Below are 15,440 nucleotides of genomic sequence, written 5' to 3'. Positions count from 1 at the left end.
CGCGCACCCGCAGCCACGTGCGTGCGCGTCGGCGGCCCTCCATGCTCCGTGGCACTCCGGGGTGCCCCCACCCTTCCGGAATCTGGAACGGGCGAAACTTTCCACCCGGTCCGGCTGCGGTTCCCGTACCCGCCGATCCTCAGCGGAATAACGCATTCTTAACGCCAAACCGTCAGATCTGCTCGCCAAAACAACGAATTCCGTAGGTGAACAGCTCTTGACCTGCGGAACTCGTCAGGATTGCATGTCGCGCTGGGAGCGACGAAACCACTCACCACGTCCTCGTCTGGAGGCGATACCGCTCCCGTGCTCAGACACCGCACCTTTGATCGGAATCGCACGATGACCGAAACGCTCAGCGCTCCCCAGGCGCTCGCCCCCGCGACCGGCCCCACTCCACAGAAGCTCAAGCGTTCCATCGGCGTCGTGGGCGGAACGCTGCTCACGCTCTCCTGTGTGACGCCCGCTTCGACGCTCTTCGTGGTCGTACCGGACCTGTTCTCCAGCCTCGGCACCTACACCGCCCTCACCATCGCCGTCGGATCGCTGCTCTGCATCGCGGTCGCCTTCTGCTACTCGGAGCTGGGCACCCTCATCCCGAGCGCGGGAGGCGAGTACGCCATGGTGTCGACCATGGCGGGACGGCTGGCCGGATGGCTCGTCTTCGTGCTCTCCCTGCTGGTCGTGATGATCGTGCCCCCGGTCATCGCCATGGGCACGGCCGACTACCTCGCTCCCATCGTGCACATCCCGGCCCCCGCCGCGGGCGCCGGAGTGATGGTGCTCGCCACCCTCGCCGGACTCCTGGACCTGCGTGCCAATGCGTGGATCACCGGGATCTTCCTCGTCCTGGAAGTGATCGCGGCGGGCGTCGTGGCCGTTCTCGGCTTTGCGCACTCCGAGCGCGGAGCCTCCGCGCTGGTGCACGGTTCGGTCGCCTCGTCGGGCGGTACGAGCTCCACGGTCACCGCGATGATGGTGGTGTCCGGGCTGGCGATCGCGCTCTTCATCACCCAGGGCTTCTCCACGGCGGTCTACCTCTCGGAGGAGCTGGAGAATCCGCGGCGCAACGTGGCCCGTACGGTTCTCGCCACCCTCGCCATCTCCACGGCGGTCATCCTGGTCCCGGTCATCGCCATCACGCTGGGCGCCCCGGACCTCGCGGCCCTGACCTCGGGCGACCTGAACACCATGGTCGCTGCCTGGTCCAACTCGGCCGTCGGCACGTTCGTCAGCCTCTGTGTCGCCCTCGCGATCATCAACGCGGGCATCGTCATGGTCATCCAGAACTCCCGGGTCCTGTTCGCCTCCGCCCGGGACAAGGCGTGGCCCGAACCGCTCAACAACGCCCTGGCCCGGCTCGGCCGCTTCGGCTCCCCGTGGGTGGCGACCCTGGTCGTCGGCGTCCCCGGCGCGGCACTCTGCTTCGTCAACCTCGACACCCTGTACGGCGTCACCGGCGTCTCCGTCACCGGCATGTACCTGCTGGTCGCGGTCGCCGCCCTGCTCTGCCGCCGCGGTGCGCACCGCGAGGCGCCGGCCTGGCGCATGCCGCTGTGGCCGGCGATCCCGCTGCTGCTCATCGCCGTGCTCGCGTACATCCTGACCCAGCAGGAGACCGAGTACCTGCTGTGGACCGGCGGGATCACCGCTGCCGCCACGCTCTACTGGGCGCTCTATCTGCGGCCCCGCCAGGACACCCGCTGGCTGGTCAGCATTCCGGAGGACGTACAGAGCTGACCGGACGACCGGGCCCCGGCCACCACGTGGTCGGGGCCCGGGAGGCGGGCGGCTCGGACGGTGGCGCCGCTGGTGGCCCGCAGGCCGGACGAGACGGCGGCGGGAGCCACGGCCCCGGCCGCCTCCCGCCGCGTTCCCCGGCCCCGGCCGTCTCCCGCCGCGTTCCCCGGTGGCCCGATCGCCTGACCGCGGACGGTGGGGCGGCCCGGCGACCGAGCAGCCGCACCCGTGCGGCGTCAAGGTGGAATCAGGACATCGTCACAGTCACCAGACGCAGCGCGGGGAGTCGGAGCGAGATGAGTGTCGAGCGGGTGGGAGTCGTCGTCCACCAGGGCCATCCCGAGGCCGTCGCCGCGGCGCGCGTCGTACACGATTGGTGTGCACGCGACGACATTCCGTGCACGGACATCGACGTGTGGCGCGAGGACACACGCCGGCGCGGCGGACGGGAGGAGGCCCAGGTCGCGGGCAACCCCGACCTCATCGTGACACTCGGAGGCGACGGAACCTTCCTGCGCGGCGCCCGGATCGCGGCCAAGAACCAGGGCGCCGTCCTCGGGATCGACCTGGGCCGGGTCGGCTTCCTGACCGAGGTGCCGGTCGAGAACGTCGTCCGGGCACTCGACGCCGTCCACCGCGGGCGGGCGGAGATCGAAGAGCGCATGACGCTGACGATGAGGACCTCCCGGGTGCTGGAAGTACCCAAGGACATCGATGCGCTGATGGGCTACGGACGCCGCCCAATGCTGCCGCCTCCCCAGGTCGACCGGGAGGCCGAGTCCGGGGCGGAGGGCTGGGGAGTGGCGCTGGATGTCATGGCCCTCAACGACATCGTCGTCGAGAAGCTCGCACGCGACCGGCAGGTGAGTCTCGGCGTCTACATCGGCGGCCGGCTCCTCGCCTCGTACTCGGCCGACGCCGTCATCATGGCCACGCCCACCGGGTCGACCGCCTACAGCTTCGCTGCGGGCGGGCCGGTGGTCTCACCCCGCATGGACGCCGTCGTCTTCACACCCGTCGCGCCGCACATGACCTTCGACCGCACCGTGGTCACCGCGCCGGACGAACCGGTCGCGGTGCGGGTCCTGCCCCATTCGGGGCAGGGCGCGGTCACCATCGACGGGCAACTGCGCGGCGTACTGGACGCCGGGGACTGGCTCGGGGTGTACGCGGCCACGCACCGTCTGCGCGTCGTCAGGCTCGGCCCGCACGACTTCTACGGGCGGCTGCGCACACGTCTGCGCCTCACGGACGCCCCGGCCACGGCCGCCGACGGGGAGAGCGCGCCCCTCTTCCGCCCCGACGGCCCCGTCCCGCACGACCTGGCCCATCTCCACATCTCCCCGACGGACCGGGACGAGGCCGCCGGTCACTGACCGGGCGGGGGAGGGCCGCAGCCCGAAGAATCGGGTAGGAAGAGCCGACGCGTCCACGACGAAGGAGTCCACATGCCCAGCAGCGCCGATCTCCCAGCCGCCTCCGGCGTGACGGTGCCCGACACCGCGCTGGCCGCCGCAGCCACCGAGCTGGTGCGCGACGCGGCGGACGACCTGATCTACCACCACTCCCGCCGGGTCTACTTCTTCGGCGGCCTGCAGGCGCGCAACAAGGGGCTGAGTTACGACCCGGAGCTCCTCTACATCGGCGCCATGTTCCACGACCTGGGTCTCAACGAGGAATTCCGCGGCAGCGGGCGCCGGTTCGAGGTGGACAGCGCCGACGAGGCACGTCGGTTCCTGCAGAGCCACGGCGTGCCCGAGGACAGCGTCCGCCGTGTCTGGACGGCGATCGCGCTCCATACGACGCCGGGAATCCCTCAGTTCATGGAGCCCGAGGTCGCGCTGGTGACCGCGGGGGTGGAGTACGACGTGCTCGGCATCGGCTACGCCGACATCAGCGACGCGGACCGTGCGGCGATCGTCTCCCTCCATCCCCGCCCCGGCTTCAAGCAGCGGATTCTCCGGGCGTTCACCGAAGGCATCGAAGGCAAGCCGGACACCACCTTCGGCAATGTGAAGGCCGATGTCCTGGAGCGCTTCGTACCGGGATTCGAGCGGGGCAACTTCGTGGACACCATCCTGGACTCCCCCTGGCCGGAGTAACCGGAGCGGAGTGATCCCCGCACAGGACACGCGAGCCGGTGGACGGGTGGGTGAGCCGGTGGGCGCCTCCGTCCGGGCGTGCGATGAAGGGGGGCCGCGAGCGGCCGTACTCCCGGCGGAGGAGGGACGGGACCGTCACCGGGTGGGGTGGTGTCCACGGGTGACCGGGCAGCTCGTACGGTTCTGAGCCGTGCACCCGTCCCCAGACGCCCACGGAAAGGCCATGCTGTGCCGGTTGTCCTCGTGCTGCTGCTCGCCGGTACCTGGCTGCTCTCCGGCGCCCTGGTCACCGGGACCGATCCGCTGATCGTCGCCGTGGGCCGCACCGCGGTGTGCTGTGCCGTACTCACCGCGGTCGCCGCCTCCAGCGCGGGCGGCAGGGCCGACCTGCGCCGCGCCGCCGCCCGTCCGGGCACCGTATGGCTGTTGGGCCTGCTCGGCTTCGCCGGATACGCGGCCGGCACCCTGCTCGCCATCCCGCGCATCGGCACCTCGCTCACCAACCTCGTCGTCGCGCTGATGCCGTGCGCCTCGGTTGCGGTGGGCGCGGTGTTCTTCGGCGAGCGGTCCGGGCCGCGCAAGGCGGTGGGGGCGGTGCTGGCCTGCGCGGCGGCCGCCGGATACGCGGCCCTCGGCGCGGACGCGGGGGACGTGGACGGCGTGGGACTGCTGCTGGCGGCGGCAGCGACCGTGGCCTTCGCGGTGTACGGGTACCTCTACCGGGAACGGCTGTCGGGGCTGCCGCCCCTCGCCGTCCTGCCCGTACTGCTCGCCGCCGCCACCTGTCTGCTGCTCCCGATGGCCTTGCCCGCGCTCGTCGCCCATCCTCCGACACTCGCCGCGACCGGCGGAACAGTGGTGCTGGGTGCGGCCGTGTACGCGCCCGCCTACCTCGTACAGCACCGGCTGATCCTGGTCCGTGGGCCGGTCTTCACGGCTGCTGTGCAGCTGGCCGTTCCGTTCACGGTGCGCCTCGGCGACTGGGCGCTGCACACCGCGCCCGCCCCCTCGGCCACCGAACTGCTGCTTCTCGCGGCGTGCTGCGGGGGCATCGCCCTCGTCACGCTCCGGCCGCACGGCCGGCTCGCCACGGCCGAGTGAACGCGGACCCGCCGCCGGGGCCTCCGCGCCCCGGCCCGCTCAACCGTCCGACGGAAGCCCGGCCGTCGTCGCGCCGACCACCAGCCGGCACGGATGGGAGTGCACTCCGGGGGCGTCGCGCCCGTCGGCCACCTGGGCCGCGGCGGCGGCACCCAGCGCGGACAACCCCGTGTCGACCGTGGTGAGATGACGGGTCGTCTGGCCGCTGATCACGTACTCCCAGTTGTCCACGCCGACCAGCGCGACATCGTCCGGCACGTGCCGGCCGGACTCCCGCAGGACGGACTCCGCACCGAGCGCAATCTGGTCGTTGCCGCAGAAGACGGCGTCGAACCGCGTCCCGGAGTCGATCAGGCGGCGGCAGGCGGCGGCTCCCCAGGCCCGGCCCCAGTCGCCGGCGAGCGTGTCGCCCGCCGGGGGCAGGCCGGCCTCGGCAAGTGAGGCCAGCAGGCCCCGTTCGCGCCCAACCGCTGCCGCGTCGCCCTCCTCGCCGGTGATGTGCGCGATGTGCCGCCTGCCGAGGGCCAGCAGGTGTTCGCCGGCCAGCCGGCCCGCCATCTCGCTGTCCGGGACGTAGCAGGAGTCGCCGGGCCGGTCGGTGAGGCCGAACGCGTAGACGACCGGAACGGAGAAGTCGCCCGTGACGGAGCGCAGTTGGGTGCCGAGGCCGTCGCCGAGGACCAACACCCCGTCCACGCGGCGGGCCAGGAGCCGGCGGACGCCGTCGGCGAGCTTCTCCGGAGCGAAACCGGTGTCGTAGAGCAGGCACGCCTGCTCCCTGCTGCCGAGATGGGCGACCGCCCCGACCAGCACCGGCTCGGTGAATGCGCCCCGGGAGTTCTGGGCGAGGATGCCGATCGTCCGGCTTCGCCCCAACGCGAAGGACTGCGCGAGGGCGTTGGGGCGGAAGTCGAGCCGGCGGGCGACCTCCGCTATGTGGGACCGGGTCTCCACCGAGACCCGGCCGCCGCCGTTCAGCGCCCTTGACGCCGTGGAGAGCGACACCCCGGCGACCGCCGCGACATCACTGAGTGTGACTCTGTTCCGTTCCGACATGGCATCAGCCTACCCATCCGCACAACTGCTTGTGCAGGAGTGGAAGTTGCCGCACAAAGCCTTGACAGCGGGCACGCTCGGGGTCAGTGTGTGCCGCGATTGAGCAAGCGGTTGCGCAAAGTCCGAACCGCACCCGGCCGAGCCGATCCGAGCGTCCGCAGTGACTACGCGCAGCACCACCCCGATGAATCAGGGAGTTCACACCATGCGACTTCGACCACCCGGACGGCTGTCCGGCGCGGCGGTGGCTCTGTCCACGCTGCTCGGACTCCTCGCCTCGGGACCGTCCGCGACCTCCGCCGAGAGGGTTCCCGCCATCTCCGCCGGTACGGCGGCCGAGGCATCCGACACGGCAACCGCCGTGTTCGGGAAGGTGCTGGAGACCCAGGGTGCAACCGTCTACGCATCCCCCGGCAGCGACGAAGCGAGCGCCAACGTCAAGGCGTACGGCGACCGCGACTGCTGGGAGATCGGCCCCGGCCGCCCCAGCCAGTACCTGTACGTCAGCCTGGACTCCCGCCTCAAGCACGAGGGGGCGAACCATGCCGCCGTGGACATCGAGTACTTCGACGCGCCCGGAACCAGGTTCGCGCTGGTCTACGACGCCGCCGGGAATCCCTGGCGCACCTCGCGAATCGTCAGGACCACCGGGACCAACACCTGGAAGACCGCGCACTTCTTCATCCCGGACGGGGCGTTCACCGGCGGACAGTACGGCCACGACATGCGCATCGCCACCTGGGCGCAGGACATGGGCTCCAGCGAGAAGCCGGTCTGCTTCGCCCGTTACGCGTTCACCCCGTCGCCCGTCGCCACCGATGACGTCCAGGTCGAGGTGACCACCCCGGGCAACCTCTTCGATCCGGGCCAGAACGCGACCTTCGGGGTCCTGGCCGCCCGCGACCGCACCGTTTCCTGGAGTGTCCGCGACTACCGGGGCCGCACCGTGCGGCACGGCACCGCCACCGTCGACCCGGCCACCCGCAAAGGCAGCGTGAACGCCGGTCAACTCCCGGTCGGCTACTACACGTTGGCGCTTCGGGGCGCCGCGGCGGACGGCATGCCGGCCACCCGTACCGCGGGCTTCGGCATACAGCGTCCCGGCCCCGGCCCGAAGAGGACCACCGACCCCTTCTTCGGCGTCAACCACCACCACCGCTCCACCCCCGGTGACGCCTGGGACGACACCACGAAGCTCGCCGCCCGCGCCGGCATCGACGGCCTGCGCGTCGACTCCGCCAACTGGACCAGCATCGAACACCCCAAGGGCGAGTACCGGTGGCCCGAGGACACCGAACGCGTCACCGCGGACTTCGGTGCTCGCGGCCAGAACGGCCTGATGCTGCTGGCCTTCGGCAACTCCGACTACGGCAACATCCCCAGCACCGACGAGGCGAACCGGGCATTCGGGAAGTACGCCGGACAGGTCGCCGAGAAGGCCGGCGGCAGGATCGGATCACTCGAGGTCTGGAACGAGTACTACGGAGGCTTCTCCAACGGCGTGTGCTCGCAGAGCGCGAAGTGCTACGCCAAGACGCTGGCCGCCGCGTACGCGGGGGTCAAGGCCGCCGACCCGGACATCACGGTGGTCGGCGCCTCGTCGTTCAAGGTCCCGCTGGACTGGTTCGAGGAACTGTTCAAGCTCGGCGGGCTCCGGCACATGGACGCGATCTCCATTCACCCCTACCGCGCCCCGGGCGACCCCGAGGGCGTCGGCCTCGACATCGCCGGCCTGAAGCGGCTGATGCGCCAGTACAACGACGGCAAGGAACTCCCGATCTGGATCACCGAGCAGGGCTGGAGCTCCGCCGACCGGGACGGCATCGGAGTAAGCGAGCAGACCCAGGCGCAGGTCACCGCACGGGCCCTGCTGGAGGCCAGGGCCGCAGGCGTGGCCCGGTACTACTGGTACGACCTGGTCAACGACGGCAACGGGCCGAGCGACAGCGAGCAGAACTTCGGTCTGCTGCGCCGGCAGGGCCCGGAGGCCACCGGGCTGAACCCGAAGCCCGCGTACCTCGCCTACTCCACCGTCGCCCGCGAGCTCACCGGAGCCCGGTTCACCGGGCGGCTGCGCACCGGCGACAGCGACCTGCACGCGTACACGTTCAGGTCCGCGCCCGGCTCGCCCGGCGCCGGCTCGACCACCACCGCGCTGTGGAGCAGCGACCGCACGGACAAGCCGGTGCGGGTGCGGAGCGGGAAGCCGGTCACCGTCGTGGACATGCTCGGGTCGGAGCGGGTGCTGGAGCCGGTGGACGGCTGGGTGTACCTGACGGCCACCGGCGAACCGGTCTACCTCCGCGCCTCGGTGGACCGGGTCGAGACGTCACCGCTGCTGTCCCTGTCCGCGCCGCGGGACATCGCGGCCGGCGCGGACGTTCCGGTGACGGCCACCCTCGACAACCGCGCCACCGGTCACGGTGACGGGCCGTCGAAGAGCGGGCGCACGGCGGTCTTCGAGGTCGAGGGCAAGCGGGTCACTGTCTCGGCGGCGGCCGGCCGGCGGGCGAGCGCCGTGCTGAAGATACCGGCCGGGGACACGCCCGGCAGCCGCGGCCTGACTGCCTCGGCCACCCTCGACGGCAAGCGGGCCGGGTCGGTCGCGACCCGTACCGAGGTGACACCGGACCCGGTGACGGTCGACGTCTCCCCGGAGATGTCGGTGACGGGCGGCAGCCGCACCGACCGCCTGGCCGTGACCGTCACCAACCACTCCCCGGACCGGCCGGCCCGGGTGGCGGGAATCGACTGGTCCTTCGGTGACATGACCGGAACGATCGCGGGCCGGGACACCGACGGCACGGTCCCGCCGCTGGGCACTCGCACCTTCCGGACCACGATCGACGGCGCGTCCGCGTACGCCGTCGAACCGGTGGCGGTGACCGCCCGGTTCGCCGACGGCCGCACCGCCCGCGACAGCGACTCCTTCGGCTTCAGCCCGATCGCCCGGGCCACGCCGCACCTGGTTCACGGAAAGCTCACCGGCCTGCGGAACGCCCCGAGGATCGATCTCTCCGAGGTCGGTTCGTACAACGGCATCGAACCCTCCACCGCCGACGGCGACATGTGGGCGACCTGGGACGACAAGAACCTCTACGTGTCGGCGGTCGTCCGGGAGAAGGACTGCCGGAAGCCGGAGAAGGTGGCCTGGCTGCCCGCCGGTGACAGCATCGGCATCGGCGTACAGCCGGGCAAACCGGGGGAGGGGCTGGGCCGGTGGGGAGCCGACTGGTACATGCTCTACGCCGGCGACACCGTCGAGCAGGGTCCGGGCGTCTTCGCCGAGTCGCTGCCGAAGGACTACCCCGTGGGTGCGGTGGAGGGCGCGGAGGTCAGGGTGTCCCGCGACGCCGGGGCCGGGACGACGGCCTACCTGGTCTCGGTGCCGTGGAAGCGGATCGCTCCGCTGTCACCCGAGGCCCCGTCGTTCTCACTGACCCTGACGGTCAACAAGAACGACGGTGTGCAGCGGGACAACTACCGATCGCTCGGCCTGGACGGATGGCAGACCTGGGGCGACGGACTCAACAACTGGAAACTGGTGCGCTATCAGCAGGTGCAGTTGACCCGCTGACACACCCCCGGCCGACGGCCGCCGCGACAGACGGCGGCCACCGGCCACCGCTCGTGGATCCGCTCCTGAGAACTGTTCCCGGACACCGTCACCGCCACCTTCGTCAGCGAGAGGGCGAACCGCCATGACCAGCACCCCGAGAGGCCCCCGCGATACCGGGCACCTCACCGAAACCGGGCACCTCCCTGGTACCGGGCACCCCATTGATACCGCCGACTTCCGACACCGGTCCCCCGCCCCCTCCGGTCCGCGCCTGCCGTGGCCCGTCGCTGTCGGGCTGGCCCTCACCCTCGCGCTCTCCCTGATCGTGGGGCTGCCTCCGTCCGCCCCCGCCGCGACACACACCCTGTCCGTCACCTCCCCGAGCCTGATCTTCCAACGCGGCCAGGGCGCGGTGGAGTTCGGTTCGTCGGCGGCCTCGGTCTCCTGGTCGGTCACCGACGAGCAGGGCACCCGAGTCCGCAGCGGCACCAGTTGGCTCTCCGGCGGGAAGGCCACCCTCTCCGTCGCGGACCTGGCCCCCGGCTATTTCGGACTCTCCCTGCACGCGGGCTCCTCCACCGACCCGACCGACCTGCGGACGTCGTTCGCCGTCATCGAACCGGTGCCGGACGCCACGGTCGGCCCGTCCTCCCCGTTCGGCGCGGCCGTGCACATCGGTCGTGCCGGCTGGGGACTGAATGTGCTGGACGAGGCACGAAAGGCGGGCATCGCGCACATGCGCGAGGACGCCTGGTGGGACCGGTTCGAGACCGCGAAGGGCAGCTACACGTTCCCTGCCGCCTACTCCGACGAGATGGCGCGCGCCCGCGCCCTGGGCATCACCCCGCTGCTGATCGCCAACGGCGCCAACCCGCTGTACGACAAGGGCCGGACACCCAGCAGCCCGGAAGGCATCGCCGCGTTCGGGAAGTTCGCCGCGGAGTTGTTGAAGCACTACGGCGGGACCGACGTCGAGGTGCTCAACGAGTACAACGGCGACACCTTCAACCACAGCGCATGCGGGCGGAGCGCCGCGTGCTACCTGGACGTGCTCAAGGGCGTCAACGCGGCGGTGAAGGCTGCGAAGCCGGGGGCCACCGTGGTCGGCCCGGCCACCATCGGCATCGGCAACTGCATCCGCTCCGACGGTACGAAGTGCTTCGCACCTGACCTGATCGACCGCGGCGGACTGGACCACCTGGACGCCTACAGCGTCCACCCCTACCACTACCCGGGCGGGCCGGAGTGGCTGGGCGGCTCCGGCGACACCATCGCGGGTCTGCGGCAGCGCATCCGCACCGCCAACAACGGCAAGGACAAGCCCATCGTCCTCAGCGAGATGGGCTGGCCCACCGACACCGGCCACGGAACCAGCGAACTCCAGCAGGCCGACAACCTGATCCGGCTCTACGCGGTCGGCCTGGCCAACGGCGTCACCCGCGTCTACTGGTACGACCTGGTCGACGACGGCAACGACCCCGCCGACAAGGAGCAGAATTTCGGCATGCTCCGGCAGCCCGTCACCGCCACCGCCGAGAACCCGGTCTCCGTCACCGCCAACGCCCCCAAGCCGGCCCTGGTCGCCCAGGCCGTGGCCGCCCGGATGATCGGCGGCAAGACGTACACGGGTGTCGACGGCCTGACCGCACCGGCCCATTCGGTCCGCTTCACCGGCGGCGGTACGACCCGGGTGGTGTGGTCCACCGGCGTCGGCGACGTCACGGTCGCCGCGACCGGCCCGGTCACCCTGGTCGACTCCTGGGGACGAAGCTCCGTCGAACAACCGACGGGCGGCCGTTTCACCCTGCCGGTCGGCCCGTCCCCGGTCTTCGTCGAGGGACCCGTCACCGGCATCACCGGATAGCCCCGGTACGTGCTGAAGCGCGGCATCGGCCTCGGACGGCGGGGAAGTCCGGCGCCCGAGACCGATGGGGGAGCGCCACGAGAGCCGGGCCACGCACCATCGAAGTCGGGTGCGCGGACCGGCCGGCGGGTCGTGGCGTGGCGTGATGAGGCGTTGGCCGCGGCCCGCTCCCGGCAGTGGAAGGAGATCTGGAGGGCGCGAGGCGACTTCTCGGAGCCCGGCCTTGGCTACCCGTGGTCCTGGGTGGTGGCCCGCTGGCTCGACGGCGATGCGGCGACCGTCGAGTCGCTGGCCGATTCGACCGGGGCCGCCGTCGAGTTGGCGGGGTTCCTGACTGCCCTTCAGCGGTTCACGCCCGAGGAGGACGTCCACGAGCACCTGACCGCGCGGTCCCTGCCCTCCCGGGACCGCGCCACGCGGGCCGCAATCGGCAAGGCTGCCGGGGCGTTCGACCCCAGGGCGTCGACGACCTCACCGAGGCCGAGGCCGTCGAGAACGAGCCCGCCCGCCGACCCGCCGCGACCCCGGGCGTTCCGGCTCAGCGGGTGAGCGGGAACATCCTGCTGAGGCGCGGCAGCCGGCGGGACGCCTCATCCACGTCCCGTACGTCCCACTGCCGGCCGCTCGGTTCGGGATTGCACGGGATGTCCAGGCCCGCGGCCTCCAACGCCTCTTCCAGCCCCTCCTCTTCACCCGTCAGCGCGTCGAACGCCTCCGCCGCGACGTAGTCCAAGGACTCCCACTCGGGCCACTCGCCGTCCGACCAGGTCGTCTCGGGCCGCCCGGCCAGCCGGCGCAACTCCGGGACCGCTGCCAGCGAGTCCGGATCGGCCATGGCCCTGACGAACGCCTCCCGGCCCAGGCCGACCACCCAGAACTGGAAGTACCAGAAACTGTCGTCGGAGCACCTTCCGCCGAAGATCTGCTCAGCCGCGGCCCACATCTCCCACGTGTCGATCGGCCGTCGCACCCGGTGCAGGCACGCCTGGAACTGCACGATCTCCGGCAGCGGGCGCCGCATGAGCTGTTCGCGCAGTGAATCCAGCCGCCGGTCCGGGTCATGGCTTTGATGACGGGAGCCCTCGATCAGGGCCCAGAACGCGTTTTCATCCATGGACCGAACTATGGCAGCGGGCTATGACAGTCCCCCGCGGGACGGTAGTTGCATCGGGCGGAGGGGCAGGCTGCGGAGCTGGTGGGTGAGGGCGTCACCGAGGGCGGTGTCCAGGGGGCCGGTGTGGTCGATGCCGAGCTGGACCGCGAGGTCGGTGGCGTGGAGGCGGGCCCCGGCCTCCAGGAGCTGAGCGTAGCTGTCGGTGGCGCCGCGGATGCGGGACCGGGCGGTCAGTGCCAGGGCGGCGGCGAGCGGGGCGGCGGGCCACCACCAGGCGCACAACGGGGCGTACAGCAGGGCCCAGCCTCCCAGGGTGGCGGCGCGGGTGAGGGACTGTTCGGCGGTGGTGATCTCGGCGCGGGTGGTCTCGGGCAGCGTGAGCCACAGGTGGGGCCAGAGGAGGGGCAGGTCCACGTGGTGGTCGCGCTCCAGGCGTACGGAGACGGCGTGGAGGCGATCGCCGCTCCAGGTGGGACGGTCCGGTTCCTCGGCGGCGATGCGCTGCATCGCCAGGTGCGCGGCCCGGCGCGGGGCGGGATCGGCCCGGCTCCCGCCGAGGGCCAGGGAACGGGCATCGGAGTCCAGTCGATCCCGGTAGCGGTGCGCGGCGGCGGACCAGCGGGCGCGACGGCGGGTGACACGGGCGTGCGCCCACCGCCGCAGCGGGTGCGGCCAGGTGCGCCAGCCCGCGGCCAGCGCGGTGGCCTGCACCAGGGTCCCCAGCCCCTGGGCGGCCAGCCCGGCCGCTGCGGCGGTGGCGAAAACGGCTCCGAGCAGGACGGTCTGGCCGCCGAGGGTGGCCGTGGTGGGTGCCTGGGCCCAGTGGGTGATCCGGGCGGTGAGGTGGTGGGGGTCGAGGGCGTGGGCCTGGCCGAGGACGGAGGCGGCCGTGGCGGTGGCGAGGAAGAGTGCCCCGGGCAGGACCAGCAGAGTGAGCCAGCGTTCAGCGAGCTTCTGCCCGAGGGCCTGCAGGAACCCGCCCACCGCTACAGCCGTTCTCTGCGCAGCGGCAGGCCGCTGATCCGGCAGCGGGGCGCTGCGGGGCCGTCGGGCCAGGTGTGGCGCGAGCACTGGTGCGCCGGGCACAGCAGTACCCACTCGTCGGGCGTGGCGGGGGTGACCCCTTGCGGGTTCAGGCCCCGTGCCCGGCCGTGGATGCCCGCTGCGTCGCCTGCGGCCAGCAGGGCCTCGTGGAGGGCGTCGAGCGGAGCGGCAGGATCCTCCCCGTCCCGCAATGCCGCCAGGAGGTGCTCCAGCGGAGCCCGGCCTGCGGGGCCGTACATCTCCAAGGCCGCGCCGATGTGCTCCAACTGGTCGCAGACGTAGGCGATTTCCTCACGCGATCCGAGGCCGCCGCCATGGTGCCGGTTGGGGACGTCGTACTGGTCGGGCACCCCGTTCCTCCGTTCGCCGCCGAACGCTCGGCGCGCTTCTGCGATGGTGTGCGTGGACCGGATCCCGGCTCGTGGAACCGGACCATGACAGATCTGGCCGTGGTCGACATGGCCATGGTGGCCGAACCCGGCCCTGCCGGGCAACTGGCGCCCATTCCTCGGTGATTGACGGTCTCGGCGGATACGGGGGGCTCATGGGGCCGCGCGAGGAGTTACTGGCCGCGGTGCGGGCGCGCGGTGACCGGACGGCGTCGACGGGAGACCCGTCCTCGGTCCTCGCCGCGGCGGCTGCCGAGCATCGACACCCCGACCACGGTCACGGTCCTCGCCCGGCTCCCGCTGTGCGCCGTCGTCCACTTCGCCTGCCACGGCGTCAACCACCGGACCGACCAGCGCCAGTTGCTTGTGCACGACCACGCCACCGCACCGTTGACCGTCTCGGCACTCGATCGGGTCGACCTCGACCGTGCGCCTCTTGCGTACCTCGCCGCCTGCAGCACCGCGAACGCGGGGAGCACCGGCCCGCCGGAGGAGGCCATCCACCTCATCAGCGCCCTCCGACTCGCCGGTTTCCCGCATGTCATCAGGACCCTGTGGTCGATCAATGACCGTCTGTCCGTCGAGATCGCCGAGTCCTTCTCCACCCACCTGACCGCCGGCTCGCCGGGAACGCCGGCCCCGACCGGGCCGCCACCGCCCTGCACCACACGATCCGGGCGGTACGCGACCGCTGCCCGGCAACCCCCTTGCTGTGGGCGGCCTGCCTGCACGCCGGTGCGTGAGCGAGGCGGTCGCAACGACGTGCCTGCCGCGCCCACCCGCCCACCGGTCCGGTGTGCGCGCGGGCGCGGCTGCGCGCCACACTCAGAAGGTGACGTCCGAGCAGGCGTAGAAGGCGTTACCGGTGTCGGCGATCGTCCAGACGCCGAGGATCAGGTGCTTGCCCGACTTCTGCGGCAGAACTCCGGAGTGGGTCACCGCGGAACCCGGCAGCCGGCCGCCGAAGGGCACGGTCAGGAACGGCTGCGGCTCCAGATCGGCCCGGGTGAGGGGCTTGGTGGGGTCGTAGCCGTCCTTGGTGATGTAGTACCGGAAGTCGGTCGTGGCGTGCCGCGCCTCGATTTGCCAGCGGAAGGTATAGCTCTGCCCGCCGGTGACCGCGGTCGCCGGCCAGGCTCCGCCGCGCGGATCGTCGAGCTCGGAGAAGCGGCCGTTGCCGCCGGCGCAGATCGTGCCGTCGACCGGACCCCGGGCGGGGAAGCCCTTCGGACCTTCGACGCTCGGCGGCTCCCACTGGATCTGGCCGCAATTGCGCACGGTCCCGTTGCCGCAGAGCTGCTGACGGCTGATGGGCGCGTCGGTGTAGCCGTGGCTCTGCGCGCTGCCGGTGGCGAGGACGGAGGCTCCGGCGATGCCGAGCCCGAGCAGTAACGAGGTGATCTTTCTGCGCATGCTTCGCTCCTGAGGGAGGTGTGGGGGCGCTGCGAGACGAGTGGGGAGTGCGCACTCC

Annotated in this window: 12 protein-coding genes and 1 pseudogene; 8 read left to right on the top strand and 5 right to left on the bottom strand. The window is 71.7% G+C overall.

Translation table 11 applies throughout. The features are described from left to right. Positions 1–342: 342 nt before the first annotated feature. The 4 genes from ACIOMQ_RS21885 to ACIOMQ_RS21870 all read left to right on the top strand — a co-directional run bounded on the left by ACIOMQ_RS21885 (position 343) and on the right by ACIOMQ_RS21870 (position 4,943). On the top strand, positions 343–1,740 hold the full coding sequence (locus ACIOMQ_RS21885; protein WP_401265159.1) for an APC family permease: 1,398 nt from the start codon (positions 343–345) through the stop codon (positions 1,738–1,740). A 296-nt stretch (positions 1,741–2,036) separates the two neighbouring features. Next, positions 2,037–3,116 carry an NAD(+)/NADH kinase gene (locus ACIOMQ_RS21880; protein ID WP_402189918.1) on the top strand — a complete coding sequence of 360 codons (1,080 nt, stop codon included), beginning with the start codon at positions 2,037–2,039 and terminating at the stop codon, positions 3,114–3,116. A 72-nt stretch (positions 3,117–3,188) separates the two neighbouring features. Continuing rightward, positions 3,189–3,842, top strand: coding sequence for an HD domain-containing protein (locus ACIOMQ_RS21875; RefSeq protein WP_362202441.1), 654 nt, complete (start codon positions 3,189–3,191; stop codon positions 3,840–3,842). 228 nt (positions 3,843–4,070) lie between these two features. Further along, complete coding sequence (locus ACIOMQ_RS21870; protein ID WP_362202438.1) at positions 4,071–4,943, top strand: EamA family transporter; 873 nt, start codon at positions 4,071–4,073, stop codon at positions 4,941–4,943. Between the two features lie 39 nt (positions 4,944–4,982). Here the strand turns inward: ACIOMQ_RS21870 and ACIOMQ_RS21865 are convergent, their stop codons facing one another. Further along, the gene (locus ACIOMQ_RS21865; RefSeq protein ID WP_362202435.1) at positions 4,983–5,999 is read right to left on the bottom strand and encodes a LacI family DNA-binding transcriptional regulator; all 1,017 of its coding nucleotides are present in this window, start codon (positions 5,997–5,999) and stop codon (positions 4,983–4,985) included. Positions 6,000–6,204: 205 nt separating this feature from the next. Between ACIOMQ_RS21865 and ACIOMQ_RS21860 the strand changes: the two genes are divergently transcribed. From ACIOMQ_RS21860 to ACIOMQ_RS21850, 3 genes are all read left to right on the top strand, one after another. Further along, positions 6,205–9,576: a glycosyl hydrolase gene (locus ACIOMQ_RS21860; protein WP_402189915.1), complete on the top strand. Its 3,372-nt coding sequence runs from the start codon at positions 6,205–6,207 to the stop codon at positions 9,574–9,576. Between the two features lie 124 nt (positions 9,577–9,700). After that, positions 9,701–11,422, top strand: coding sequence for a hypothetical protein (locus tag ACIOMQ_RS21855; RefSeq protein ID WP_402189913.1), 1,722 nt, complete (start codon positions 9,701–9,703; stop codon positions 11,420–11,422). Between the two features lie 132 nt (positions 11,423–11,554). Then, on the top strand, positions 11,555–11,971 hold the full coding sequence (locus ACIOMQ_RS21850) for a hypothetical protein (RefSeq protein ID WP_401754496.1): 417 nt from the start codon (positions 11,555–11,557) through the stop codon (positions 11,969–11,971). On the opposite strand, the gene ACIOMQ_RS21845 is transcribed toward ACIOMQ_RS21850, so the two are convergent. Genes ACIOMQ_RS21845 through ACIOMQ_RS21835 form a run of 3 tightly spaced genes read right to left on the bottom strand, consistent with a single transcriptional unit; the run spans position 11,961 to position 13,930 of the window. Beyond that, the gene (locus ACIOMQ_RS21845) at positions 11,961–12,536 is read right to left on the bottom strand and encodes a DUF4240 domain-containing protein (protein WP_402189911.1); all 576 of its coding nucleotides are present in this window, start codon (positions 12,534–12,536) and stop codon (positions 11,961–11,963) included. The genes ACIOMQ_RS21850 and ACIOMQ_RS21845 overlap by 11 nt on opposite strands. Positions 12,537–12,557: 21 nt before the next feature. Beyond that, positions 12,558–13,520 (bottom strand): hypothetical protein, encoded by a 963-nt coding sequence (locus tag ACIOMQ_RS21840; RefSeq protein ID WP_402189909.1) that lies wholly within the window; start codon positions 13,518–13,520, stop codon positions 12,558–12,560. A 2-nt stretch (positions 13,521–13,522) separates the two neighbouring features. After that, positions 13,523–13,930, bottom strand: a complete 408-nt coding sequence (locus tag ACIOMQ_RS21835; RefSeq protein WP_362202420.1) for a hypothetical protein — start codon at positions 13,928–13,930, stop codon at positions 13,523–13,525. A 237-nt stretch (positions 13,931–14,167) separates the two neighbouring features. On the opposite strand from ACIOMQ_RS21835, the pseudogene ACIOMQ_RS21830 reads away from it, so the two are divergent. After that, a pseudogene (locus ACIOMQ_RS21830) lies at positions 14,168–14,581 on the top strand (CHAT domain-containing protein); the annotation flags it as partial. A 213-nt stretch (positions 14,582–14,794) separates the two neighbouring features. Here ACIOMQ_RS21830 and ACIOMQ_RS21825 read toward each other — a convergent pair. Next, positions 14,795–15,382 carry a lytic polysaccharide monooxygenase gene (locus ACIOMQ_RS21825; RefSeq protein ID WP_402189906.1) on the bottom strand — a complete coding sequence of 196 codons (588 nt, stop codon included), beginning with the start codon at positions 15,380–15,382 and terminating at the stop codon, positions 14,795–14,797. Between the last annotated feature and the right edge of the window lie 58 nt (positions 15,383–15,440).

The sequence above is a fragment of the Streptomyces sp. NPDC087845 genome, assembly GCF_044742755.1.
GTDB lineage: Bacteria > Actinomycetota > Actinomycetes > Streptomycetales > Streptomycetaceae > Streptomyces.
The sequence above is the reverse complement of the archived record's forward strand: the minus strand, read 5'-3'. Positions and strand labels throughout refer to the sequence as shown.